This is a genomic window from Enterococcus sp. AZ020, assembly GCF_050499205.1.
GTDB classification, from domain to species: domain Bacteria; phylum Bacillota; class Bacilli; order Lactobacillales; family Enterococcaceae; genus Enterococcus_L; species Enterococcus_L dunnyi.
The window spans coordinates 635,669-660,322 of record NZ_JBIPAT010000001.1 but is presented as its reverse complement, the minus strand read 5'-3'; the positions used below and the strand labels follow the sequence as shown (position 1 = coordinate 660,322).

Annotated in this window: 21 protein-coding genes; all 21 read left to right on the top strand. The window is 36.3% G+C overall.

The window, feature by feature from the left end; all coding sequences use genetic code 11:
- Positions 1-21: 21 nt before the first annotated feature.
- The 21 genes from IGI58_RS03115 to IGI58_RS03015 all read left to right on the top strand — a co-directional run bounded on the left by IGI58_RS03115 (position 22) and on the right by IGI58_RS03015 (position 24,644).
- A complete protein-coding gene (locus tag IGI58_RS03115) occupies positions 22-1,533 on the top strand; it encodes a 6-pyruvoyl-tetrahydropterin synthase-related protein (protein ID WP_429954491.1) in 1,512 nt (503 codons plus the stop codon).
- 245 nt (positions 1,534-1,778) lie between these two features.
- Complete coding sequence (locus IGI58_RS03110; protein ID WP_429954492.1) at positions 1,779-2,660, top strand: LicD family protein; 882 nt, start codon at positions 1,779-1,781, stop codon at positions 2,658-2,660.
- A gap of 3 nt (positions 2,661-2,663) precedes the next feature.
- Positions 2,664-3,368: an IspD/TarI family cytidylyltransferase gene (locus IGI58_RS03105; RefSeq protein ID WP_225534179.1), complete on the top strand. Its 705-nt coding sequence runs from the start codon at positions 2,664-2,666 to the stop codon at positions 3,366-3,368.
- A 9-nt stretch (positions 3,369-3,377) separates the two neighbouring features.
- On the top strand, positions 3,378-4,430 hold the full coding sequence (locus IGI58_RS03100; RefSeq protein ID WP_429954493.1) for an NAD-dependent epimerase/dehydratase family protein: 1,053 nt from the start codon (positions 3,378-3,380) through the stop codon (positions 4,428-4,430).
- A 7-nt stretch (positions 4,431-4,437) separates the two neighbouring features.
- Positions 4,438-5,418: a glycosyltransferase family 2 protein gene (locus tag IGI58_RS03095; RefSeq protein ID WP_429954494.1), complete on the top strand. Its 981-nt coding sequence runs from the start codon at positions 4,438-4,440 to the stop codon at positions 5,416-5,418.
- A 15-nt stretch (positions 5,419-5,433) separates the two neighbouring features.
- Positions 5,434-6,792 carry an O-antigen ligase family protein gene (locus IGI58_RS03090; protein WP_429954495.1) on the top strand — a complete coding sequence of 453 codons (1,359 nt, stop codon included), beginning with the start codon at positions 5,434-5,436 and terminating at the stop codon, positions 6,790-6,792.
- A 23-nt stretch (positions 6,793-6,815) separates the two neighbouring features.
- Entirely contained in the window at positions 6,816-7,640 is an 825-nt protein-coding gene (locus IGI58_RS03085; protein ID WP_429954496.1) for a LicD family protein, read from the top strand.
- A gap of 20 nt (positions 7,641-7,660) precedes the next feature.
- A complete protein-coding gene (locus tag IGI58_RS03080; protein ID WP_429954497.1) occupies positions 7,661-8,581 on the top strand; it encodes a lipopolysaccharide biosynthesis protein in 921 nt (306 codons plus the stop codon).
- Between the two features lie 89 nt (positions 8,582-8,670).
- Positions 8,671-10,095, top strand: coding sequence for a lipopolysaccharide biosynthesis protein (locus tag IGI58_RS03075; protein WP_429954498.1), 1,425 nt, complete (start codon positions 8,671-8,673; stop codon positions 10,093-10,095).
- A 197-nt stretch (positions 10,096-10,292) separates the two neighbouring features.
- Positions 10,293-12,689, top strand: coding sequence for a C39 family peptidase (locus IGI58_RS03070; RefSeq protein WP_429954499.1), 2,397 nt, complete (start codon positions 10,293-10,295; stop codon positions 12,687-12,689).
- A 15-nt stretch (positions 12,690-12,704) separates the two neighbouring features.
- Positions 12,705-13,223, top strand: coding sequence for a hypothetical protein (locus IGI58_RS03065; RefSeq protein WP_429954500.1), 519 nt, complete (start codon positions 12,705-12,707; stop codon positions 13,221-13,223).
- Positions 13,224-13,401: 178 nt separating this feature from the next.
- Positions 13,402-14,367, top strand: coding sequence for an NAD-dependent epimerase/dehydratase family protein (locus IGI58_RS03060; protein ID WP_225534186.1), 966 nt, complete (start codon positions 13,402-13,404; stop codon positions 14,365-14,367).
- A gap of 95 nt (positions 14,368-14,462) precedes the next feature.
- Positions 14,463-15,227 (top strand): glycerophosphodiester phosphodiesterase, encoded by a 765-nt coding sequence (locus IGI58_RS03055; RefSeq protein WP_429956312.1) that lies wholly within the window; start codon positions 14,463-14,465, stop codon positions 15,225-15,227.
- A gap of 5 nt (positions 15,228-15,232) precedes the next feature.
- Positions 15,233-16,153, top strand: coding sequence for a tRNA (adenosine(37)-N6)-dimethylallyltransferase MiaA (gene miaA / locus IGI58_RS03050; protein ID WP_429954502.1), 921 nt, complete (start codon positions 15,233-15,235; stop codon positions 16,151-16,153).
- Between the two features lie 3 nt (positions 16,154-16,156).
- Entirely contained in the window at positions 16,157-17,398 is a 1,242-nt protein-coding gene (gene hflX / locus IGI58_RS03045; protein ID WP_429954503.1) for a GTPase HflX, read from the top strand.
- 119 nt (positions 17,399-17,517) lie between these two features.
- Positions 17,518-18,843 carry a DUF6056 family protein gene (locus IGI58_RS03040; RefSeq protein WP_429954504.1) on the top strand — a complete coding sequence of 442 codons (1,326 nt, stop codon included), beginning with the start codon at positions 17,518-17,520 and terminating at the stop codon, positions 18,841-18,843.
- A 146-nt stretch (positions 18,844-18,989) separates the two neighbouring features.
- On the top strand, positions 18,990-19,373 hold the full coding sequence (locus IGI58_RS03035; protein WP_087641115.1) for a MerR family transcriptional regulator: 384 nt from the start codon (positions 18,990-18,992) through the stop codon (positions 19,371-19,373).
- Between the two features lie 42 nt (positions 19,374-19,415).
- Positions 19,416-20,756 carry a type I glutamate--ammonia ligase gene (glnA, locus tag IGI58_RS03030; protein WP_087641116.1) on the top strand — a complete coding sequence of 447 codons (1,341 nt, stop codon included), beginning with the start codon at positions 19,416-19,418 and terminating at the stop codon, positions 20,754-20,756.
- Positions 20,757-21,212: 456 nt separating this feature from the next.
- Positions 21,213-21,884, top strand: a complete 672-nt coding sequence (locus tag IGI58_RS03025; protein WP_429954505.1) for a type II secretion system protein — start codon at positions 21,213-21,215, stop codon at positions 21,882-21,884.
- Positions 21,885-21,901: 17 nt separating this feature from the next.
- Positions 21,902-22,624 (top strand): PilW family protein, encoded by a 723-nt coding sequence (locus IGI58_RS03020; protein ID WP_429954506.1) that lies wholly within the window; start codon positions 21,902-21,904, stop codon positions 22,622-22,624.
- Positions 22,608-24,644, top strand: a complete 2,037-nt coding sequence (locus IGI58_RS03015) for a hypothetical protein (protein WP_429954507.1) — start codon at positions 22,608-22,610, stop codon at positions 24,642-24,644. Before IGI58_RS03020 ends, IGI58_RS03015 begins: the two co-directional genes overlap by 17 nt.
- Positions 24,645-24,654: the final 10 nt, after the last annotated feature.

Below are 24,654 nucleotides of genomic sequence, written 5' to 3'. Positions count from 1 at the left end.
ACATTGTATACGAGGACCTATATGGATTTTCGATTTCATTTGTCAAGAATTGTGGGATTGGAAAATGTCTTGAGTAGTCCTGTAAATTTTACTAATTTTGGTAAAAACGGAACAATGATGAATAATTTTTACCCTTGGTTAACCATATATCCCGCATACTTATTAAGTAAAATGTGTAATAGTTTATTGATTGGTTACTACGTATACTGTGTATTTTTAACATTTTTAACTTTCTTAAGTAGCTATTATATGATGATTTGTATCAAAAAAAATCAATTTACAGCTGTTATATTTTCAATTATTTATACTTTTTCTGGTTACAGAACGATGGATGTCTTTTTTAGAGGGGCATTAGGAGAAACAGTTGCACTCGCTTTTTATCCGTTAATTTTTTTAGGTATGTACTATATCTTGCTTGGCAATTACAAAAAGTGGTATTGGCTTACTATTGGTATGACATTGACTGTATATACTCATGCGTTGTCTGTTGCTTTAGCTGTTGGATATATTGCGATCGTAATTATGATTGCTTTGCCATTTATTGATAAGACTATGCAAAGGTTAGTTGTTCTTTTTATGGCTACAGTAATGACTATTTTACTGTCATTGGCCTATTTTATTCCGTTTGTAGAGCAAAAACTTTTTGTGAATGTAAGGATTCCTCAGCCACAGCTATTATTTGAGAAAGCAGTAGCTCCAGGAGAACTCTTCATAAGCTCTTTGAATAACGATATCCAAAGTTATAATTTAGGAATTATCATCCTTCTTTTACTGATTTTGACATTCATCAAAATAGACTTGTTGAACAACTTTGAAAAAGTAATAGTGGGTTTGGGTGTATTTAGTATAATAGTAGCAACAAAACTATTTCCATGGTTTTTACTTCAATCAACTGTACTTGCTGTGATTCAGTTTCCATGGCGCTTTTTAACAGGGGCAACTATTTTTATTGCTTTCTCTGGTGCTGTTTTATTGAATCAAATATATAAAAACAGATATACGAAGAGTTTGTTTTTAGCTGTATTCTTGTTGTTTATAACTGTTAGCCATGTTTCAGCTGTTAGTACAACAGCACAATATAAAAATAACTTGAAGTACACTCAAGCAGAAACTGAGGATGTAGCTCGTGTTTATAGGCATTGGGATTATGCTCCAAAAGTTGCTTTAGATCACAATGACTTTTTTCAATATTCTCAAGTTTCTATTGATGGAAAAATATATAATGATATAGAACAAAAACGTACAAGCAGCTCTTACCAAATTACATTTAACAATCAGGTGAGAGAAGGAGTGGAAGCAATAGTACCAATTTATCGATATAAAGGGCAAATTGTTACAATGAATGATAAAATTGTGCCCGTAAAAGAAGCAACTAATGGTGGTACACTGCTATCGTTACCTGCTGGAAAGGTAGATGTAAAAATCACTTATAAATACACTTTTCTAGCAAGAGCCTCCCAAATTTTTAGCCTGCTGATCATGCTATTTTTTGGACTATATCTTTACAGAAAAAAACAGAGAACACTTCGATGAGGTAACATACTGTATATTGTTTAGCAAAAAAGCATATTCCTCAGAGTGTGCTTTTTTGTTTTTTTAAGGTATAAAGTTTATCCCAAATAATTGTACAAAAGATGGTTCTTTCTAATGAGAACTGAGATCATAATTTACAGTTGTATTAAGAACACTGGTAAGTTGTTGAAAGTTTTTATCAGATGTGAGAAAATAGACCAGATGTATTCTGAAAACAGGTACTTTGAGGAGTTTAGTATTGAACGATGAATAAGATAGAAGACACAGAGCAAATCAAAAGAATCCAAAGGGTCAATTTAGAAATGGCAAACTACTTTGTCAACTTCTGCAATGAACACGATTTGTTGTGTTATTTTTGTGGTGGCGGCTGTATCGGAACAGTCAGAAATCAAGGCTTTATACCATGGGATGACGATTTGGATTTTTTTATGCCGCGTAAGGATTATGAGAAATTATCTGACTTATGGCAAGTACATGCGGATGTAGAAAAATATCCATTGATGAAACCATCTAAAACCTTTATTGACCATAATTCCTTTACAACGATCCGAGCAGCGGAAACAACCTTTATCAAACCTTATCAGCAGAATTTAGATATGCCTCACGGTTTGCCGATCGATATTTTTCCACTAGACGGCGCACCAGAAGGAGCGGTCAAGAGAAAGATTCAAAAGCTATGGGCATTGATCTATGCGTTGTTTTGTTCACAAGTGGTTCCGGAAAAACATGGTGGAGTCATGGCGTTTGGCAGTAAAGTCCTCCTAAAACTAGTTCCTACTAAAAAAGGTCGCTATAGAATCTGGTCATTTGCCAGCAAACAGATGTCAAAATATGATTTTTCTACGTCTGAATATGTGACTGAGCTTTGTGTAGGTCCGCGTTATATGGGGAATTTGTATAAGAGAACAGACTTTGAAAAGGCAGTGTACTTGCCTTTTGAAGATACAACGATGCCGGTACCAATCGGGTATGATCATTATTTGACTCAAGTATTCGGTAATTATATGGAGTTGCCGGATGAAAAAGATCGTATTTCTCATCATGATGCAGTGTATATTGATACAGAGAACACTTATAAAAAATATAAAGGAATCTACTATTGTGTGGATCACTCGAAGGAGGAATAATTGATGATTACAGCTTTGATTATTGCCGGTGGTGTCGGTAAAAGAATGGGGCAGGATATTCCAAAACAATTCATTATGGTTGAGGATAAACCGATTATTATTTATACTTTGGAATCTTTCCAAAAGCATCCGATGATCGACCGAATCTTGGTCGTTTGTAAGAAAGGCTGGGAGGATACCCTATCAGCATATGCAAAAGAGTATCATATCGATAAACTGGAGTGGATCATTGAAGGCGGCAACAGCGGTCAGGAATCCATTAGAAATGGTGTAGATTTCTTAAAAGCACACTCTGAAAAAGAGGATACGATTGTGATCCACGACGGGATTCGTCCATTAGTCGATGAGATCGTATTATCTGATGTTATCGTAAAATGTAAAGAATTCGGTAATGCAGTGACTTCACTGCCTTATAACGAACAAATTTTTGTGAAAGAGACAGAAGAAACAACGAAACAATATATTAATAGAGAAACATTGAGAAGAGTGTCTACACCTCAAGCATACCAATTCGATAAGCTTGCTTGGGCTTATGAAAAAGCCTTCAAAGAAGGCATTGGTATCTCAGAATCATCATATGCTAATACAATGATGGTCGATTTAGGAGAAACTCTTTATTTTGCTGTGGGTTCTGATAAGAATATCAAACTAACGACACAAGATGACCTGCAATTATTCAAAGGCTATCTTCGAATGAAAGAAGAATAGGAGAACACTATGTTTTCAAATAATCTTGATTATCAAAAAGATATCGAAAAAGTTGTTCAGGAACAATTGGCATGGAACAAATTAAAAAATAAATCGATCTTGATTATCGGGGCTTCAGGTATGATCGGAACGTTTTTGATCGACTGCTTAATGGCCTTGAATAAGAAACAAGCTCTCAACATCTCAGTTTATGCGATGGGAAGAAATTTAGGAAAGCTGGAGTCGAGGTTTGTCAAATATCTGGGTGATCGCCACTTTCATCTAGTGGCAGGAGATGTTTTAGAACCGTTAGTCTCTGATATTACGTATGATTTCATTATTCATGGTGCAAGTAATACACATCCAAAAGCCTACGTAGAAGATCCGATCAATACGATCATGACGAATATCAAAGGAACAGAACAGGTGCTGAACTATGCAGCGAAGCATTCTGTTGAACGGGTATTGTTTCTTTCCACTGTTGAAATATACGGAGAAAATAGGGGCGACGTAGAGAAATTTGATGAGCAATATTGTGGCTATATAGACAGTAATACGTTAAGGGCTGGTTATCCGGAAGGGAAACGAGCAAGTGAAGCACTGTGCCAAGCGTATATTCAGCAGTATGATGTCGATGTAGTGATTCCTAGATTATGCCGTATTTTTGGTCCAACGATGCTGAAAGAAGATTCCAAAGCTTCTTCTCAGTTTATTCGAAACGCTGTGAACGACGAAGATATCGTTTTAAAGAGTGCAGGAACACAGTATTATTCTTATTGTTATGTTGCTGATGCAGCATACGCATTATTGTATTTACTTCTAGAAGGTAAATCTGGCGAAGCGTACAATATTGCCAATAGCCAATTTGACTTAACACTAAAAGAGTTGGCAGAAAAGCTGGCTGCGATCGTTGGTAGAAAAGTGATCTTTGAAATTCCAGATCAAACAGAAGCTGCGGGTTATTCTAAAGCAACGCAGGCGATTCTAGCTACTGATAAGATAGAACGATTGGGGTGGCAGCCAATTTATTCCTTAGAAGAAGGCTTAGAGCAAGTCATAAGAATTATGAAAACCGAGGAGTGAAAAAGTAGTGCCTGAGATAAGTATTATTGTTCCGGTATATAAAGTAGAGCAATATCTAGATAAGTGTGTAAAATCCATTTTAGCTCAAACATTCCAAGATTTTGAACTGATTTTGGTCGATGACGGTTCGCCGGACAGAAGCGGTGAGATGTGTGATGAATATGCGAAAGCCGATCAACGGATCACTGTTATCCATCAAGAAAATGGCGGCTTAAGCGCAGCAAGAAATACTGGGATCGAAGTAGCTAAAGGTCGTTATATTGGATTTGTTGATAGCGATGACTATATTGCTGAAGATATGTATGAGTTGCTGTACACTAATTTAAAAAGAGAAGATGCTGATTTATCAATCTGTGGTATTTTTGATTTGTATGCTGGAAAGACTCCAGTAAAAAAGGAAGCAAAATATATCGTTACAGATAGATTTGATGCAACTAAAATAATTTTTGAAGGCAAGTTAGTATCTGTAAATGCTTATAATAAACTATATAAAAAAGAAATATTTACAGAAGTCCGCTATCCAATAGGAAGAATAACTGAAGATGCTGCAGTGATTTTAGATGTACTTGAATGCACAACAAAAGTAGTGATTGATACTCAGCAGAAATATTACTACTTTCATCGAGAAAATAGTATTACTAGTGATAGTTTTTCTAAAAAAGATTTCGATACAATAGAAGCTTGGGAAAATAATGAAAAACGTATATTGAAAAATTATCCGGATTTAGAATATGTTGCTCACACTCGTGTTTGCTGGGCATATTTTACAGTATTGGACAAAATGATGAATAGTCATTTAGATGCTGAGAATAAAATAAAGCAAAAAGAAATAGTACGATTTCTTCGGAAAAACACGATGTTTGTGCTTAGAAATCATTATTTTACTAGTCAAAGAAGACTTGCAGCTATTTTACTTAGAATAAATGTTTCATTATATAGTAAGCTCGCAGTGCTTGAAGAAAAATATCGGAAAACAAAAAATGAATAAGTAGGAGCAGTAAATATGGGGTTAAATAATTTTTTAAATAAAACAAAGCTACCTTTTTTAGTATCTTTTGAGGTGATGTTGCTCATAAGGACAATAGGGATATATAGTTTAATTCCAAGTAAATTTGATAGTTTGGTTTTCAGTTTGTTGTCTCTTTGGGGTTTGATTTATATATTAAATCAGTTGTATACTAGTATAAAGAATAAAAAGTTTGATCAATTCAATCCATTTTTACTGATTTTTTTGGCCATGATTCTGTTATCTACTCTTGTTCATTATCAAGTTTACCTAGTAGCTAATATGAAACTTATATTTTGGCAGGCAATATATCTTTTGGTGATTTATCAAATTGGAAAAGAATATGATCGCAAAACATTACGTCTATTAGAAAGAATTCTATTAGTCTTTTGGGCAGTATTAGTTGTGATAGCTTTGGGAATGTTCTTTACTCAATATTCACATACGGAACCATTAGATAAAATATATAACGGTTTACGTGTTGGTTTCTATGAAAATAGACTCTATGGATTATTCGCAGATCCTAATTTTGCAGCAACTATTTCTGTTGTCTCGATGATTTTGTCTGTAAAATTATTGGTGCAAAAACTTGCCAAAAAATGGATTATTCTTGTCAGTATAAATATCGCGTTACAATGGATATATATTGTTTTATCAGGTTCAAGAACAGCTTATGTTGAATTACTTGTAGTGATTTTTGTAGGTATCTTTTTTAGTGCTTATAGGAAATTCGCTCATAAGTCGCTTATCATACAAATTATTTATGCACTTATTTCAGGTCTAGTTAGTGTGCTCTTAGCCTATGTCATCACAAAATTGATTGAAAAAGGAATGCTTTCAATATTAGAGTTTCTAAGAGAAATCAGAGTAAAGGATGTTCCTAATGTGTCACTTGAGCGTCCTGATGTCGAAAATAAATCAGATATTTCTAATAATCGCTTTGGTCTATGGCAAAGTTCGATTGATATATTTAAAACAAGTATTTGGTTTGGAACCTCTCCTAGAAACTTAGTTTCTTACGCTCAAGAAATCTTGCCAAATACGTTAATTGCTATTAAAGAACAAACCTCACACAATTTCTTTTTCTATGTATTGGCGACAACAGGATTAGCAGGAATAATTCCTCTAATGGCATTTTTAGTCAGCCAAGTATTTAGTACTTTGAAAGCTTTGTTTTCTAACAAAAAAATGGTGTCTGATAATTACTTATTATATGATACGCTAATTGTCTTAACAATTTTTGTATCGGCGTTATTCTTAACGGAATTGATTTTAGTTAATAAGATTGGAACCTTCTTATTTTGGCTATATTTAGGTGTCATTTACGGTCAGACAAAGAAAAATATTCAGAACTAATATTATATAGTCGGAGAGAAAAAATGAAACAATTAACAATTAAAGAAGTACAACAAGTAAGTACTAAAATTCTAGTTTATATCGATCAACTTTGTCGAAAACATAATATTGAATATTCAGTTTTTTATGGTAGTTTGATTGGCGCCGAAAGACATCAAGGGTATATTCCGTGGGATGATGATTTAGATATAGTTTTAACGCGACCAAATTATGATCGCTTGATTCAGATATTATCGAAAGAATCAACTTATTTGCTACTCAGCTTAGAAACTAGGGACAATTATCGTTACACTTATGCGAAATTAGTGGATAAAAGAACGTGTGTTGAAACAACACAATTTTATCACAGTGAAGACCCTGAGTTAGGAGTATTTGTAGATATATTCCCAATAGATGGATTTCCGGTAGAAGATTCAATCAGAAAAGAATTCGGAGATAAGTGTGAATTATACCGTTATAATATGTTGGCTTCCTTAAATGCTTCCTACGCAATTTCAAGAACAAAATGGAAAGCATATGGCAAGAGAGTTTTACTTTATCCAAGGTATCGTAAACTAGTGAAGCAGGGTGGCTATGATCACTGGAAAAAACTGTTTATGAATGAGGTAATCAAATACCCTATTTCAGGGACATCTCTATGTGGATATATCGAGTTTTTCGATGAGCATTGGGGCATTTTCCCTACTGAATGGTTTGAACATTACGAAGATATTATATTTGAGGGAGAAACAGTTCGAGCAATTAAAGATAGGGAGAAATTTTTAGTATTGCGTTATGGTAATTACATGGAAATGCCGCCAGAAAAAGAAAGAGTAACGCATCATCCCTATACCTTCTATTGGAAATAGGTGAGATGGAGGAATTATTGATGGATTATGAACGAATGATGATTATTACTTTAGATGATAAATCAGTTCTTTTTTCGAAAGATGCACAAAGTTTGGGAATTCATGTAGAAAAATATTTTGATAAGCGGCCGCTATGGGTTAAATTGAGTAATTATATTGATAAAAAATTGAATCTACAGTTTGGAACTTTTTTTTATGGTAGTTGGAAGAAAAAACTATCAGACATTGATTTTATCTTATTAAATTCTCATTTTTTTTCTCGACCGCTAATTAAGTATTTGAATCGGAATTTTCCCAAAATACGTGTAGTTGTTTGGTACAGTAACCCTGTATCTAAAGATACACCTCTTTCCTTTTATTCAGACTTGAATTGTGAGTTGTGGTCGTTCGATAAAAATGATTGTGAAAAATATGGAATGCATCAAAACAATCAATTTATTGACCGAACGAGACTAGAAGTCACAAAAAGAGAGGCTAAGTATCGTTCTGATATTTGTTTTATTGGCGTGGATAAGAATCGACTACCCTTATTATTAGATTTAGAGCAGTACTTTATCAGTAAGCAGTTGAAACCGTTGATTTATATTGTGGATTCGTCTAAAAATTCTCGACGAGATTATGACTATAAACCAGCATTACCTTACAGTGAATTAATTAATTACGAAGGAAATACTAAAGCTATTTTAGATATTGTTCAAATTGGGCAGCAAGGTATTTCTCTCAGACCTTTAGAAGCTTTATTCTTGAATAAAAAACTCATCACGAATAATACTAGCGTGCAGGAACATGACTTTTATCGACAAGAAAATGTGTTCATTTTATCTGACAATAATAAAGAAGACCTTGTAGCATTTTTACAAACTCCTATGGTGCCACTTCCTGAAGCTATCATACACAACTATCAATTTAGTGGTTGGTTTGCTAATTTTTTTAAGAAATAGATAAAAAAATTTATGTTTAATAAAATCTGGGAACAATAGTTATTTGTAGTCATCGATTAGACTAGATAAGGAAATAAGAGGAATATATTATGAATGAAAAGGCTAGATCAGTTATAAAAAATTTATACTATACAGTTGCAGCTAACTTTGCCACATTAGGAATCTCAATTCTGCTAAATTTATTTGTTCCAAAATTACTTGGTGTCAGGGAATATAGCTATTGGCAGCTGTATGTTTTCTACTCATCTTATGTTGGTTTTTTCCATTTAGGCTGGATCGATGGGATTTATTTGAAGATTGGGGGGGAAGAATACGAAGATCTAGATAAGAGAAATTTAGGCTCTCAATTTTGGTATTTAGCTATATTTGAGGTCATTCTTTCATCCTTAGTGATCGTATGGGCCTTTTTCTTTTTACCACCAAGCAATAAATCACTTATTTTGATATTAACTGCGGTCGTCTCTTTGATCACTATCTCGAAAACATTTATCCTCTTTATTTTTCAATCAACGAACCGTATCAAAGAATATGCGCAATTATCTAGAACTGATCGTTATTTGTATGTTATGTTCATCGGTGTTTACCTGCTTATGGGGGGACGAAACTTTTTCTGGTTGATTACGATGGATATTCTGTCTAAATTGATCATGACGATCTGGGGAATGTATCGTATTAGAGATATGCTCAGCTTGAAAATGATTCGCTTAAGAAAAGTCTTACCTGAAATCATCGATAATATCAACATTGGTAGTAAATTGATGATCAGCAGTATTGCAAGTATGTTGATCATCGGAACGATTCGCTTTTTTGTTGAAAAAAAATGGACGATCGAAACATTTGGGAAATTGTCTTTCACATTGAGTATTTCTAATATGTTTTTGACCTTCGTCAATGCAGTTGGCGTTGTTATGTTTCCATTGCTCAGAAGAACGAACCAAGAAAAATTACCGAACCTCTTTGTTACGCTAAGAAATTTATTTGTTCCGATTACGTACGGGATTTTACTATTCTATGTTCCTGCAAAATATATTTTGGCTGCATGGCTGCCTGAATATGCTGAGAGTTTGAAGTTTATGGGGATCTTGTTCCCGATCATTATTTACGAAGGACGAATGTCTCTACTGATCAATACATACCTAAAAGCTTTGAGAAAAGAAAAGACGATTTTGTTCGTTAACCTAACGACATTATCGTTATCGCTTATTTTGTCGGTCATCATTATTTTTGGCTTCGGCAACCTGACTTGGGCGGTAGGCCTTATCTTGATCAGCTTAGCCTTTAGATGTAACTTTGCAGAGTTGTTTTTGTGCAAATCAATGAACATTCCCATAATCAAAGCTCTAATTATAGAGACATCAATGACTGTTTTGTTTATCTTAAGTAACCTGTTTTTCGGCGGTAGTTTTATTAGTACAGCTGTGTATGGAGTATGTTATTTACTTTATCTATTAGTGAATCATAAAAAGATGCTTCAAAGCTTTAATGAGTTCCGTGGATTATTGAAGGGGACGTAAAAACGTTATTTATTCTTTTTCAAATGGCAGAGAGCTGATTTAAAAAATCAGTTCTCTGCCATTTTTTTATTGCAAATAAAGAGTGTAAAACAGGATTTTTAGATTATATAAAATAACTTAAAGTAACAATTATTTTGATGGACAAAAAGAGTTAACTTTGTTACAATTATTTTATTGAAAGATGAGGGGTGGAAAAGTTGAAAAAGAAACTAGGGTATTTATTTGTCGGTATGATAGCTTCTGTTATTTTTATGCCGTCTATGGTCTTTTCGCAGGAACAGACGAGTTCAATGAATACGGTGGAAGAATCACAAGCTGTATCAACTAGTGATACAGAGCGAATTATGGAGTCTACAGATACAAGTACAACTCAAATGAGTAGTGTCGAAGAAAATGGAAGTACTGAAACTCAGGACTCAGTAGAGGGAAGCAGCCAAGTAGAAAAAAGCACGGCTCCTCTTACAGTCAGCTATTCGATCTATAATGAAAAATCAGGCTGGCAGCCAGAACAAACAAATGGCACACAAGCCATTTTTTCAGCTGGTCGAATCGAAGCGTTAAAGGTAGCACTTACTGGAGGAGAGCCGGAACAAGGCAGCATCCAATATCGTGCACATGTAGCAGAGGTCGGTTGGCAAAACTTTACTGACGCCAATAGTATCAGCGGTGTTTCCGGAAAAAGAATGGAAGCGATTCAAATTCAGCTGACTGGGATGCTTAAAGAAACTTATGATGTTTATTACAGAGTGCAGGCCCAAAATTTTGGTTGGCTGGATTGGTCTGTGAATGGTCAAAATTCTGGAACGACTGGTTTTTCTTATGAGATCAAAGGCATTCAGATTCAACTGGTAGAGAAGGGTCAAGCTGCACCTGGAAAAACAACACGTCCTTTTGTTCAGTATAAAAAACCAAATATAAAATACCAAAGCCATATCCAGGACATCGGTTGGCAAGGTGTGAAATCTAATGGACAATTGAGTGGAACTACAGGTCAATCTAAACGGATGGAAGCAATGAAACTTACAGTCGACAATCTTCCTGTGTCAGGTGGTATTGAATATCGCAGTCATGTTCAGGATATTGGCTGGCAGGATTATGTTGCGAACAATGCGGTGATTGGAACTGTGAAACAATCTAAGCGGATGGAAGCATTAAGCATTCGTTTGACTGGTGAGTTAGCTCAGCACTTTGATGTTTACTACCGTGTACATGCTAGAAACTTTGGCTGGCTGGATTGGGCAAGTAATGGTCAAAACTCTGGTACAGCGGGATTTAGTTATCAGTTAGAATCGGTTGAAGTTCAATTGGTGAAAAAAGGAGTGGCCGCACCTGGTTCAGTGACACGCTATTTTGTGCAATATAAACAGCCAAATATTATTTACCAAAGCCATGTGCAAGACAAAGGCTGGCAAACACCAAGCAAAAATGGGCAAACAAATGGCTCGATGGGTCAAAGCAAACGAGTAGAAGCGATCAAAGTAAAAATTGAAAATGCCCCTGTGTCAGGCGGCGTTGAATATAGAACACATGTACAGGACAAAGGTTGGCAAAATTATATGTCGAATAACCAATTAAGCGGAACGACAGGGGAATCTAAACGAGTAGAAGCTTATGATATTCGCTTGACTGGTGAGTTAGCAAAACATTTCGATGTGTATTATCGGACACATGCTGAGTATTTTGGCTGGTTAGGCTGGAATAAAAATGGAGGAATTAGCGGTACATCTGGTTACCGTTTTCGAATGGAAGCTTTTGATATCGTTCTAGTCAGAAAGATGTCGAATGGTCCGGCAGTTTCAAACAACTACAAGAAGGCGCCAGCCGGTATGGGCAACTATTACATGGATGCGCCTAAACGAATCGAGTTAAGAACGAAACATTACTATACAGACCGTTCATTAAATAGAGGAAATGATATTTCTGCTGGTACAGTCATCGATGTGAAAAAACGAGTGCTTGATAAAAATGGTTACCCGATTTTAGAGACACCTTATGGCTATATGACAGCACATAAAAACATTGTTGCTGCAACAAGTAAAAACCAAAAGACATTTATGGATGTTCCTTATTATAATCAAATGGCAATGGGCTATCCAAATGGGTGTGAAGAATTTTCGCTTTATATGGCATTAGCTTATCTGGGAGCGACCCGTGGCCAAAATATTCATCAGGTCACAGAAGCAGTACCGAAAGTTCCTTCTTGGGGCAATCCGCATGAAGGCTTCAACGGACATCCAACAGATAAATACGGCTTCCATACGATATACCCAAGAGCATTTACACCTTATGCAAAAAGATATGCACCAAATTCAAGAGATATCAGTGGTGTTGGTACAGCTCAATTCAAAGAAGAGTTGATGAAAGGGAATCCTTTAGTTGTTTGGGGAACCTACCCATATTTAGCAGCACCGATCATTGATGGAACCTATTATGGTTCTTTAAAAGTTGCCAATTTACACGTTTGGTTGATCACTGGATTTGATGGAAATAGTTTCCATGTTACGGATCCGATCTACGGAACAATGTGGGTCAGTGAAGGAACGGTAGCTCTTTCATACAGTCCAAACAAAATGGCTGTTGCGATTGATAAATAGAATAGAGGGGCATTTATGAAAAATAGAAAAGCTTTCTTTTTAATTTCTGCGCTCATCCTATTAGTAGGTGTCATTGTTTTTATACAATTGAATAATCAAAAAGAAGCTGAGACCAAAGCTTCTACAACGAAATCAACTCAAACAGCTGATGTGTATAGTAAATCAAGCGTGATCGATCATTCCGATGAAACAGATGTTTCATATAGCTATGAACAAATTACGATGAGCATGGAAGAATTGGAAAAATATCGCTCAGAAATTGAACAGGCAGGATTTGACAGTACGCAGTTTACAGATCAGGAAGTACAAACTATGGTAGAGAAAATCAAAAAAAGCGGACAGTCTCTTAAGGACTATCTAAAAGAACTAGATATTGAAACAATTGATGATGATGAGATCGAAGCTGCTCGGGAATCACTTAGAGCTGCAGGGATCGATCCAGATAAAATGCATAATAATGAGATCGTTGAATTGCTCAAACAAGCGAAAAAAGAAAAGAAATCAGTCGTAGAGATAGCAAAAGAAAAACAATAAGCTTTTTAATGAATAAGTTCTTAGAGTAGCTATGCATTTCAAGACTAGTGGATGGATCAGTGATCATCCACTAGTCTTTTTTAATTAAAGTAGACCATACTCAAAAAGAATGATAAACTAAGAACGTTAAGAACATCGAATAATTATATTCTATATAAAAGCTAGGAGTTACGGATAAATGAACAATATATTGATTACAGGTGGTGCTGGATTCATCGGCTCGACCTTAGCAAATTTTTATTCTAAAAATCATCAGGTGATCGTTGTAGACGATTTATCGATGGGAAATAAAAATAATTTAGATCACTCTGATAATATTCGTTTTATTGAAGGTTCTGTTACAGATTTTTCATTGATGGAGGAGCTGTTGAAAACAAACCAATTCGATTACATTTTTCATTTAGCAGCAGTTGCTAGTGTCGCTGATTCTGTCGAACGACCAGTTGAAACACATCAGGTAAATTTTGACAGTGTATTTCAATTATTAGAATTGATCAGAGCCCATCAAGTTGATTTGAAGCGTTTGGTCTTTACCTCCTCAGCAGCAGTTTATGGAGATGAGCCTACTTTACCTAAAGCAGAAGAATCAGTGATCCGTCCATTGACACCCTATGCAATCGATAAGTTTGCAGCGGAAAAATATGTGGTAGATTATTATCATTTATATCAAATCCCAACAAGCGCAGTTCGTTTCTTTAATGTCTATGGCCCAAAACAGAATCCTGAATCACCTTATTCTGGAGTGATATCGATTATTATGGATCGGTACAAAAAGCTTCTAAATAAAGAAGAGACATCATTTACTATGTTTGGTGACGGATCACAATCGAGAGATTTTGTTTTTATCGAGGATGTTGTTCAGGCGTTAGATTTAGTCGCTACATCAAATGCTTCTTTAGGTGAAGTCTATAATGTTGGTACAGGGACAGCAATCAACCTTAATGATTTAGTTGCAACGTTAGATGAGCTTTTAGCTAGCGAGTTGCCTGTTCAAAATCAACCGGAACGTTCTGGAGATATAAAGTACTCTTTAGCAGACATTTCAAAAATAAAAGCGATTGGTTATGAGCCGAAGCATACGACCAAAGCTGGGCTTGAAAAATATGTTTCTTATGAACTAGCTCAAGAAAAAAGCGATTTATAGGAAGAAATCAAGAATAGTAAGTGAATGAAGACAGGTGGCAAAAATGCTCGTCTGTCTTTTTTTATTGTTTGATACTCATTAGTAGGAATGATACAATGAGTGCGACTGGAGGGATCGTTGTGACCAAGATAATCGCTCACCGAGGGAGCAAAGGAACACATCCGGAAAATACATTAATCGCATTCAAAGAAGCGGTTCGTGTGGGAGCAGATGGTATAGAGCTCGATGTTCATTTATCAAAGGACAAACAGCTAGTCGTGATTCATGATGAAACGGTTGATCGTACAACGAATGGTTCTGGTTTCGTAGCCGATCTAACTCTTGCGGAGCTAAAACAGCTGGATGCTGGTCTATGGTTTAAGCCGTTTCCAGTTGAACAGAAGATTCCAACGCTAGAAGAAGTCTTACAGTTGCTTGAAGAAGAGAAATTTTACGGTTTATTGAATATCGAAATAAAAACGGATCAAATCCAGTACGAAGGAATCGAATCGCAGCTTGTTCAGCTGATGCAAAGCCGAACGAGGATGTTTGATTATATGTATTCAAGTTTTCATTATCCTAGTCTGGAGAAGGTTTGGACGCTTGAAAAGAACCGATCGATCGCGCTGATATTCAAAGCCTCTGAGTGTAAAAAAAATCAAGCAGTGAAATCATCATTTATCGAGGGGATCCATCCAAATATTGAATGGGTACTTGAGCATATAGAAGAGTTGAGCGATTTTCCTAAAGCGATTCGACCCTGGACTGTGAATGATAAAGAGAAAATGAAGCGATGTATCGAGTCTCGATTGTCAGGAATCCATACAGATTTTCCAGAAATCGCACTGCAGGTGCGTAAAGAAGTACAAGCTAAAGGATGAAGAAATTGAAAAAAGTATTAGTTATAGCAGGCCCAACAGCAGTTGGTAAAACAGCTCTAAGTATTCAATTGGCAAAACAATTGGATGGTGAAATTATCAGTGGAGATTCAATGCAAGTGTATAAAGGCTTGGATATTGGAACGGCTAAGGCAACAAAGGAAGAGCGGGCTGGAGTACCTCATTACTTGATCGATTGCCGTGAGTGGTCAGAAACATATTCGGTTGCTGATTTTCAAAAAGAAGGACGTCGAATGATCGATGAGATCATCAAAAAAGGCAAGTTACCGATCGTTGTGGGAGGAACAGGATTGTATATCCAAGCGTTGCTGTATGATTTTGAATTAGGTGCTAAAGATGAGTCAACTGAAATTCGAGAAAGCTATGAACGATTCGCTAAAGAAAATGGAAACGAAAAATTATGGGCATTGCTTCAGAAAAAAGACCCTAAAGCAGCTGAGAGCATCCATTACAATAATCAAAAAAAAATCATTCGAGCACTCGAAGTATTTGATAAAACAGGATACAGTATCTTGACACCAAGAGAAACACCTAAACCTTTATATGACTATTTTTTAGTGGGCTTAGAAACGGATCGTACATTGTTATACGAGCGTATCAATCAGCGAGTAGAGCTCATGCTTGATTCTGGTCTTTTAAAAGAAGCAGCTCAACTTTATGAGGAACAACCACAGCAATCGATCCAAGGAATTGGTTACAAAGAATTTTTCCCTTATTTTGAGGGAAAGGAAGACTTAGAAGACGCAGTTTCCCAAGTGAAACAAAACTCAAGAAGATATGCGAAAAGGCAGTTGACATGGTTTAAAAATCGTATGAATGCTAACTGGTGGGATTTAGTTCAGCATCCAGAAACACAGCTGGAGCTGGAACAAGCGATAGTTGACTGGCTAGGCTCTTCGGAAGGATAAGAAATGGAAAAAAACATAGAAAAAGTTATATTAGTTGGTGTAGAAACCGAAGAAAATTATACTCGTTTTGAAGGTTCAATGAAAGAATTGAAAAACTTAACAAAAACAGCAGAAGGTGAAGTTGTCTTTTCTTTGATCCAAAAACGTCCCAAAATCGACCAAAAGACGGTCATTGGAAAGGGAAAAATAGAAGAGTTACTTCAGCTGGTTGATGCTTATGAAGCTGATTTGGTTATTTTCAACCATGAATTAACACCGAGACAGAATCAACTAATCGTTGAAGCGCTTGGGGTAAAAGTGATCGATCGTGTACAGCTGATTCTTGATATCTTCGCGATGCGGGCCCGTTCAAAAGAAGGAAAGCTGCAGGTTGAGCTTGCTCAACTAAACTACTTACTGCCAAGATTGATCGGGCAAGGAAAACAGTTATCTCGTTTAGGCGGAGGAATCGGAACAAGAGGACCAGGGGAAACAAAGCTAGAATCAGACCGACGACATATCCGTAACAAGATAACAGCAATCAAGCGTGAGCTGAAAGAAGTGACCGCTCATCGTGAAAGAAGTAGACAAAAGCGTCAATCTTCAGATTTGTTTCAAATTGGTTTGATCGGCTATACGAATGCCGGCAAGTCGACGATTTTGAACTTATTAACGACAGCTGGTACTTACTCGGAAGATCAGTTGTTTGCAACGCTTGATCCATTAACTAAAAAATGGCAACTTCCACAAGGAATGATCGTGACGATTACTGATACGGTAGGATTCATTCAAGATTTGCCGACGCAGTTGATCGAAGCGTTTCAATCAACGCTAGAAGAAAGCCGTAGTATGGATCTCTTGCTGCATGTTGTTGACGCGAGTGCGGAAGATCGTCTACAGCATGAACAAACAGTCGTTGAGCTGTTAAATGACCTTGATCTAGAGCAGATCCCAGTTTTAACGGTTTATAATAAGGGGGACCAAATCGATCCGAACGATTTTACGCCGACTTTATTTCCTAACGTACTGATTTCTGCTAAAAGTACACGCGGCAAAGAAGATTTAACTCGCGTTGTCAGAGAAAAAATGATGGAGTTACTGCTTCCCTATGAGTTTGATATACACTCTGACCAAGGACAACAATTAAGTGAAGTGACTCGTCATACATTGTTGCTATCAGAGAATTTTGATGAAGAAAAAAATGTCTATCATGTCAAAGGCTTTGCTAAAAAAGCTTCCAAGTGGCTAAGGGCTGAAGAAGAGTAAAGAGGAAAAAGTTACATACAAAACGATTTCTGTTTTGTATGTATTTTTTTTGAACTGGTATAGTTATTTTGGAAGTGAAATGATATACTGATTAAAAGTTTGGGTTAAGGTGGTATAGTATGTTGGTTGATTTTATCAAGAAAAATAAAAAGAATTTATTTTTTTATGGCGGCTTGTTCCTTTTGGTTTTTTTATACCTCACAAATTTTAAGATCGATGTAAAAACAGATGATGGGTGGTTTATGACGGCTCCTAGAGAATATGATTTGTTCAGCTACCTTCAGTGGCGATATGAAGAATGGTCGGCACGATTATTCCCAGAAACAACACTGTATTTTATTTTCTTAGTCCCTCTGTTTGTGCATCATTTCATTAGTGCTTGTGCCTGGTTTTTATATAGTTATTCATTAGTTCGACTATTCAGTGAAAAGGTCACTCGGGTGAACTTTTTAGTAGCGTTCTTTTCTTTAGGATTTATGAACGTTTTTGTGATGAAGGATGCATTATTTTGGATCACTGGAGCGACCAATTATCTATGGCCGCTGTCTTTAGGTTTGTTTGCATTGATTCCTTATGCAGATAACTTTTTTAGAAGAAAACAAACGAATGTGTGGCCTTATTTGTTACCAGCATTTCTGTTTTCTTTATCAAATGAACAATTGATTGCTTGTGTTATTGGGGTTGTCTTGATTTATCATGTAGCAATTTTTCTACGGAAACAACAAGAGAATTACCTTCTTTTCCTTCCGACTTCATTTTTCATTGGCGGTGCTATTTTCATGCTTTCTGCCCCTGGAAATGACTTACGCTTGCAGCAAGAAGTGAAAATGTGGATGCCGGATTATCATGATTTGTCTATTTTTACAAAGGTTCTCAGAGGGAGCTCATGGTTGTTTGAGGGCTGGCAAACGAAGTTATTATTGCTATTTATTGTTCTGTTTATTGTTTCTGCGCTCATCGATGCTAAGAAGATGTTAATTAAAGTTACAGGAGTATATACAGCGTTCTTATTATTGTTAGTTCATACATTTCCTGATCGATTTACGAATTTTCAAGCGATTACCAAAATCAATTTACTTTTAGAAATCAAGCAAGGAAACTTGTTTCATGGTAGTGTACTAGGAGCTGTGGCACCATTTGTATTATGGGGATTGTTTTTCCTGTTGGTCATTGTCTGTTCCATTACTGTATCTGAGCAAAAAATTTTTCTAGGGTTAAGTTATTGCGCCGCAATCTTTTCCTCAATGATCATGTGGTTTTCGCCTACGATGTATGCATCAGGGGCTAGAGTTTTTATGTGTGCATCTGTTTTCTTGATTATTAATTTATATTTGCTATATCAACAACTTTTGAAAATGAAAGGTAAAGAAGCTGAATGGAAGATATCGGTTTATGCTTGCTTTTTACCAGCTATCAATCTTCTGTTTGTTCTTTTTTTACCATAGTTTTAATAAAGATCGATTTTACTTTGATGCAAGAAAGGTATCCTCAAGGAGCCTTTTTTTATTTTATGTTAGAAAACCTTACATAAATCATTGACAAGAGAAAAAAGTATTGATATTCTATACCTATCTAAGAGAGGGGGGTGGATATGAGAGAGAAGGAACTGAGAAGATCGATGTCGGTTTTTCCAATTGGTACAGTTATGAAGCTGACCGATTTATCAGCACGTCAAATCCGTTATTATGAAGAGCAAGATTTGATTCATCCGGAAAGAAGCGAAGGAAATCGCCGTATGTATTCACTGAATGATATTGATGTTTTGCTTGAAATCAAAGATTACTTGTCTGACGGTCTAAATATGGCAGGGATCAAACGTGTCTATGAAATGAAGCTGGAAGAACAAATACATGCCCAAGAGTCGAACAGACCGTTGACAGATGAGGATGTTCGGAAGATTTTATATGATGAACTTATTTCTCAAGGGGGACTTACTCAACAAAATCCATTCCAATCCAGAGGACCAAAGTTATAATCGCTGTATTCTACAAAAAAATGAAGGACGTGAAGGAAGACAATGACGAAGAAACAAAACACAGTAGAAGATATCAAACGTATCGCCGATGAAGAAAATGTTCGATTTTTACGATTAATGTTCACAGACATTATGGGAACGATCAAAAATGTGGAAGTTCCAGTGAGTCAATTAGACAAAGTGTTAAGCAACAAAATGATGTTTGATGGCTCTTCTATTGAAGGTTTTGTACGGATCGAAGAAAGTGATATGTATTTATATCCAGACTTATCTACATGGATGATTTTTCCGTGGGAGAGCGATCACGGGAAGGTTGCTCGTTTGATCTGTGATATTTATAATCCGAGTGGAGAACCTTTTGCTGGGGATCCTCGTGGAAACTTAAAACGTGCACTTGAAGATATGAAAGAGCTTGGATTTACGTCTTTCAATTTAGGTCCTGAGCCAGAATTTTTCTTATTTAAATTGGATGAAGATGGAAAGATCACGACAGATCTAAATGACCGCGGAGGTTATTTTGATTTTGCTCCCACCGATTTAGGTGAAAATTGCCGTAGAGACATTGTGCTTGAGCTTGAAAGCTTAGGTTTTGAAGTGGAAGCCTCTCATCATGAAGTAGCGCCGGGCCAGCATGAAATCGACTTTAAATATGCAGATGTGATCGAAGCGTGTGACAACATCCAAACATTCAAATTAGTTGTAAAAACAATTGCTCGTAAGCATGGACTGCATGCGACATTTATGCCAAAACCGCTTTATGGAATCAGTGGTTCGGGAATGCATTGTAATATGTCGTTGTTTAAAGGCGAGGAAAATGTCTTTTATGATGAAAATGGACCAATGCAGCTCAGTCAAACCGCTTATCACTTTCTTGGTGGACTGCTGAAACATGCACGTGCGTACACAGCGGTCTGCAATCCGACTGTGAATTCATATAAACGTTTAGTGCCTGGTTATGAAGCGCCTGTGTACGTAGCTTGGAGTGGTCGAAACCGTTCGCCGCTTGTCCGTGTACCAGAATCGCGCGGTTTATCTACTCGTTTAGAATTACGTTCAGTTGACCCTTCTGCAAATCCTTACTTATCGATGGCAGTTCTTTTACAAGCTGGGTTGAACGGAATCAAAAATGAAATCACGCCACCTGATGCGGTGGATCGTAACATCTATGTGATGAATGAAGAAGAGCGTAATGAAGCGCAAATTCATGATCTACCATCAACGTTGCATAATGCCATCAAAGAATTACGTAAAGATGAAGTGATGATCGATGCTTTAGGTAACCACATTTATGCGAATTTTGTTGAAGCTAAGCGAATGGAATGGGCTGCGTTTCGTCAAACAGTCTCTGAATGGGAAAGAGAACAATATTTAGAGTTGTACTAAAAATTATTGATACTGTTTAACAGTTAAAAGGCTGAAATAAAAGCTAGTGATTAGCTTTTATTTCAGCCTTATTTTTGTTTATTTTCGAATGAATCTGATCTGAGTATTCTGTAACTTTGTTATTTAATATTAATTTTAAGTTTTTTAAAAATTCTATTTTTTGATAATTATATAAAATTTCTAGTTCTTTCAGAAAAATAAAAAGCTTTTTATGATGAAAGGTTTGAATAAAAGTCTATTATTTTGATTAAAATGAAGGTATTTTTTTGTTCAAAAAAGTCTGTTGTGTCATTTGTGGTTATTTATATTTATATGGGACCTTTTTTCATTTCGGATATATCGTTATTTTATATTGAAACGGTGTTATTTTTGTAGTATAGTAACTTCGAACATTTAATAATTTGGATGTAATGGAAATAATTTCGCGAGATATCGTTAATAAAGGGGGAGTTGTTGATGCTGGAAAATGAAGAGGGACTGACTCTTGCAGAAGTTTTGGTCTCAGTTGTCATCTTGGGAACAACTTTTATGCTATTGGCATCAATGCTCATCAGAAATCAGCAATTGATAGAATTGAACGAAAAAAAGAAAGAAGCTCAGTATGTTCGAGATGAGTTAAAAGAATGGATGGGGTATCGTGGTCAAACGCAGGATCTAGCTGGCTTGAATCCTTATGTTTTTAGTATAAGAGATGAACGTCATTTGACGGATCAACAAAAATCAAGAAGAGTATATTTGATTCTTGATAACTCGGGTATTCAAATGAAAGATGCTGGTAGCAAGCAGATTCCCTTATATGGTGAAGAAAAGATCGATTATACAGGGAGAGTAGAAGCAGGAAAAGAGAATATAGAAAGAAAAGTAGACTATCACTATTCAGAAAAGGAAGCAGAGCTGCCTGACCGTTGGAAAAATTCTGATGGATCGATCAAAGAAGAAGCACATTATTTGGGTAAGTACATAGGAGATCAGACAAATCATTTTTTTGTTGTCCTTTGCAAAGTGAATTACAAGGAGGGAACAAAGGATCTTCGTAAAGATGGGATCGAGCTGAATCTAGAGATTTATGATGGAAAGACGGGGGCGTTTATGACAGATACTGTTTTTAATTGGGTAGTCGATTATTGAGGGGAGATGATACGTGCATGAAAAAGCTTCTCAAAGATGAAAAAGGGCTGAGCTTAGTAGAAATGATTGCGACATTAGCGATTTTTTCAATTGTGATTCTTTTTTTTGGTATGATCATCAACAGTCTTGGCAAAGCCTTTACGATTCAAGGGCAGCAAGTTGAATTCCAACAAATAGCTAATGATATGATCGTACAAATGAATGGAATCATGAATAAAAAAGGTCTTTACGAAAAAGCTGGTTATCTTGGCAAGTTCACTACAAATGGTACGACAGGGAAGAGCTCTTGGCTGGACCAGCAAGTCATTACTGTATTCGATCCTGAACGAGCGGATTTAAAATCGATCGACTGGATAGATGCTGGGAAAAACAAAATAGGGATCACTGATGTTTTAGATGCTGAAAAAAGTGTAGGCAAAACGTATCAATTGAAAAATAAGGACTACAAAATCAAAGTGTTTCAGAAAAAAAATAAGAATGAATCACTAAAAACACAATTTGAAACACCAAATTACCGTGATACCTTTACGATTCAAACGAGTGTGACGATTCTTTTTTATAAAGACCAGATCGATTTTAGCGATTATCTTGAAGCGGGTGGAGAGGATATCAATCTTTCAGGAGCACAAGGAATCGAGGAAAAAGAGGCTGCTAAGATTTTATATGTAAGAAAAGCAGAGTTGACCTATCGAGATGAGATGAAAGCGAGAGGAGAGATTCCCGGTGAAGGACGCTGGTAAACAGATAAAACATGATGAAACAGGATATGCGTTGCTTTATACATTAGGAGCGATCATTTTGGTCAGCCTCGTGATGATGGGGATTTTCATCCATGCAAGGAATAACTTTTTGCAAATCAGTGCAGTCGATCAAATCACAAAAATGAAGGATATCAAAGAATATGCATTGCAGGAAGCTTCGTTTAAAGTAAACCAGTTGATCCAAACCAAAGTTTCCGAAAATACAGAACTTGGAAAAGGTCGGAATAAACAAGAAGATGCGGCAAATTTAAAAAAAACGATGCTGGAAGTTGCAGATGAATTGGAAAATCAGATAAAACAAGAAAACATTGGTAAAAACCAAGATTTTTCTTATGAAGTGCTAATAGATAAAACACCAACTGTTACCGCGACAGATGAAGTATATAAATTTATCTCAGATGATGATACTGGTGAAAATGGCTGGTTGAAAGCTCAAGCTTCTAGCGATACAAAGGGAATCACGAATATTAAAACTACTTTTTCTTTAGAGGTAAAAGTGAAACAGACAGGGAAAAATGGTCAGGAAAAACGAACGGCGGCAAAGGCGGATTATGTTTATGAGTTTCAGTGGGAGAAAAAGCTTCAAATTGATGAAGAACAGCAACTGGACTCATGGCGGTATGTTTATTATGAAGCTCCGTTGACAAGTGGCGATAAATACCTTTCAGCAGATACTTGGATTCGTAAGATGGATCGGATCTATCGTTACCAAAAACAACCGTTGGATTTTCCCTATGATGATTTTGATCATAGAACAGCTTCGACTTTTGGTCGTTCAAACAATTTTCTGGTGGATTATAAGGATCAGCAGCTGCTGGATTTTTTAAATGCAAAACCGATCTCTAACGAAGTTACTTTCGATGGCTCATTCTTCTTGAATCAAGGAGTGCTCTTACGTGGCAAATCGAATGCTCAACTTAGCACAAACAACTTACTGTATCTAGGAAGTGAAACGGATCCCTCTACTGGGAAAAATCTGATCAAAGAGCTCAATGTTACCGCTGATACAGGCATTTACATTCATATGCCAGTGGAAAGTAATGATGCAGGTCTATACATAGACAATGATCTCCAGGAAATCAAAACACCTAATCTCTTGATCAACCATACAGGTAAAAATGAAAAAACGAATGGATTCTTTTTAGCAAGAGGAACGATTTTATTAGATAAAAGCACAACAAATAGTAATTTTACCGAATACGCTGGAGACTCTAAAAAGAACAATCCACAAGATAAATACTGGTCAGAATTCATGAACGGAGGGCTAGTGATTGCTGGTTCACAGGTACATTTAACGCCTACTGATAACACGATAAAAATAGATGGTGTGTCTGTAAACTCCGGATCAAATGATACAAGAAAAATCCAAGTGAAAAATGGTCATTTTATGCTGACCAGTGCTGCGATGAAAGACGGAGGGGAATCTGATTTTGCTTACGCTGATCAGGGAGATTACACATCTAAGCCACGTCAGCCTGCGTTATTGGAATTGTCTGGAAGCAAAACAGCGCTAACGGTTGAAAATGGAGTGAGTTTCATTGATGCACCTAAGATGAGACGAAGGTCAGACGGACAAAAAAAAGGCTCCTATTATAACGATAAAAAGTGGTGGAATACGATTCGTTTAAGCGATAAAAGCAAGCTGGATCTTGGAACAGTCGGTGTAGAACCGTTCAATTTAGAAATGGAGGAAGATACGGTGGTGGCTATGGAACTGTTGCCGAATTTAACCCTTTTTGATCCGACCTTTATTGAAAAAGGATTTAATAAAACAAAGCCTACGATCAAAGGAAAACTAATTTTAAAAACAGCCACAGCGGATGACACCGTTGAGCTAAAAAACATGTTGGAAGGGCTTGGAGATATTCCACTGAACGTAAAATCAGATGAACAAGATGCAGTCAATGGAGAAGTCACCATTGTTTCACCAACTGTGCCTAAGAATCCCAATGCAGATTGGGTCGCACAGCGTGTTTTTGACTATAGTGAACTAAAATAAATGAACTGAT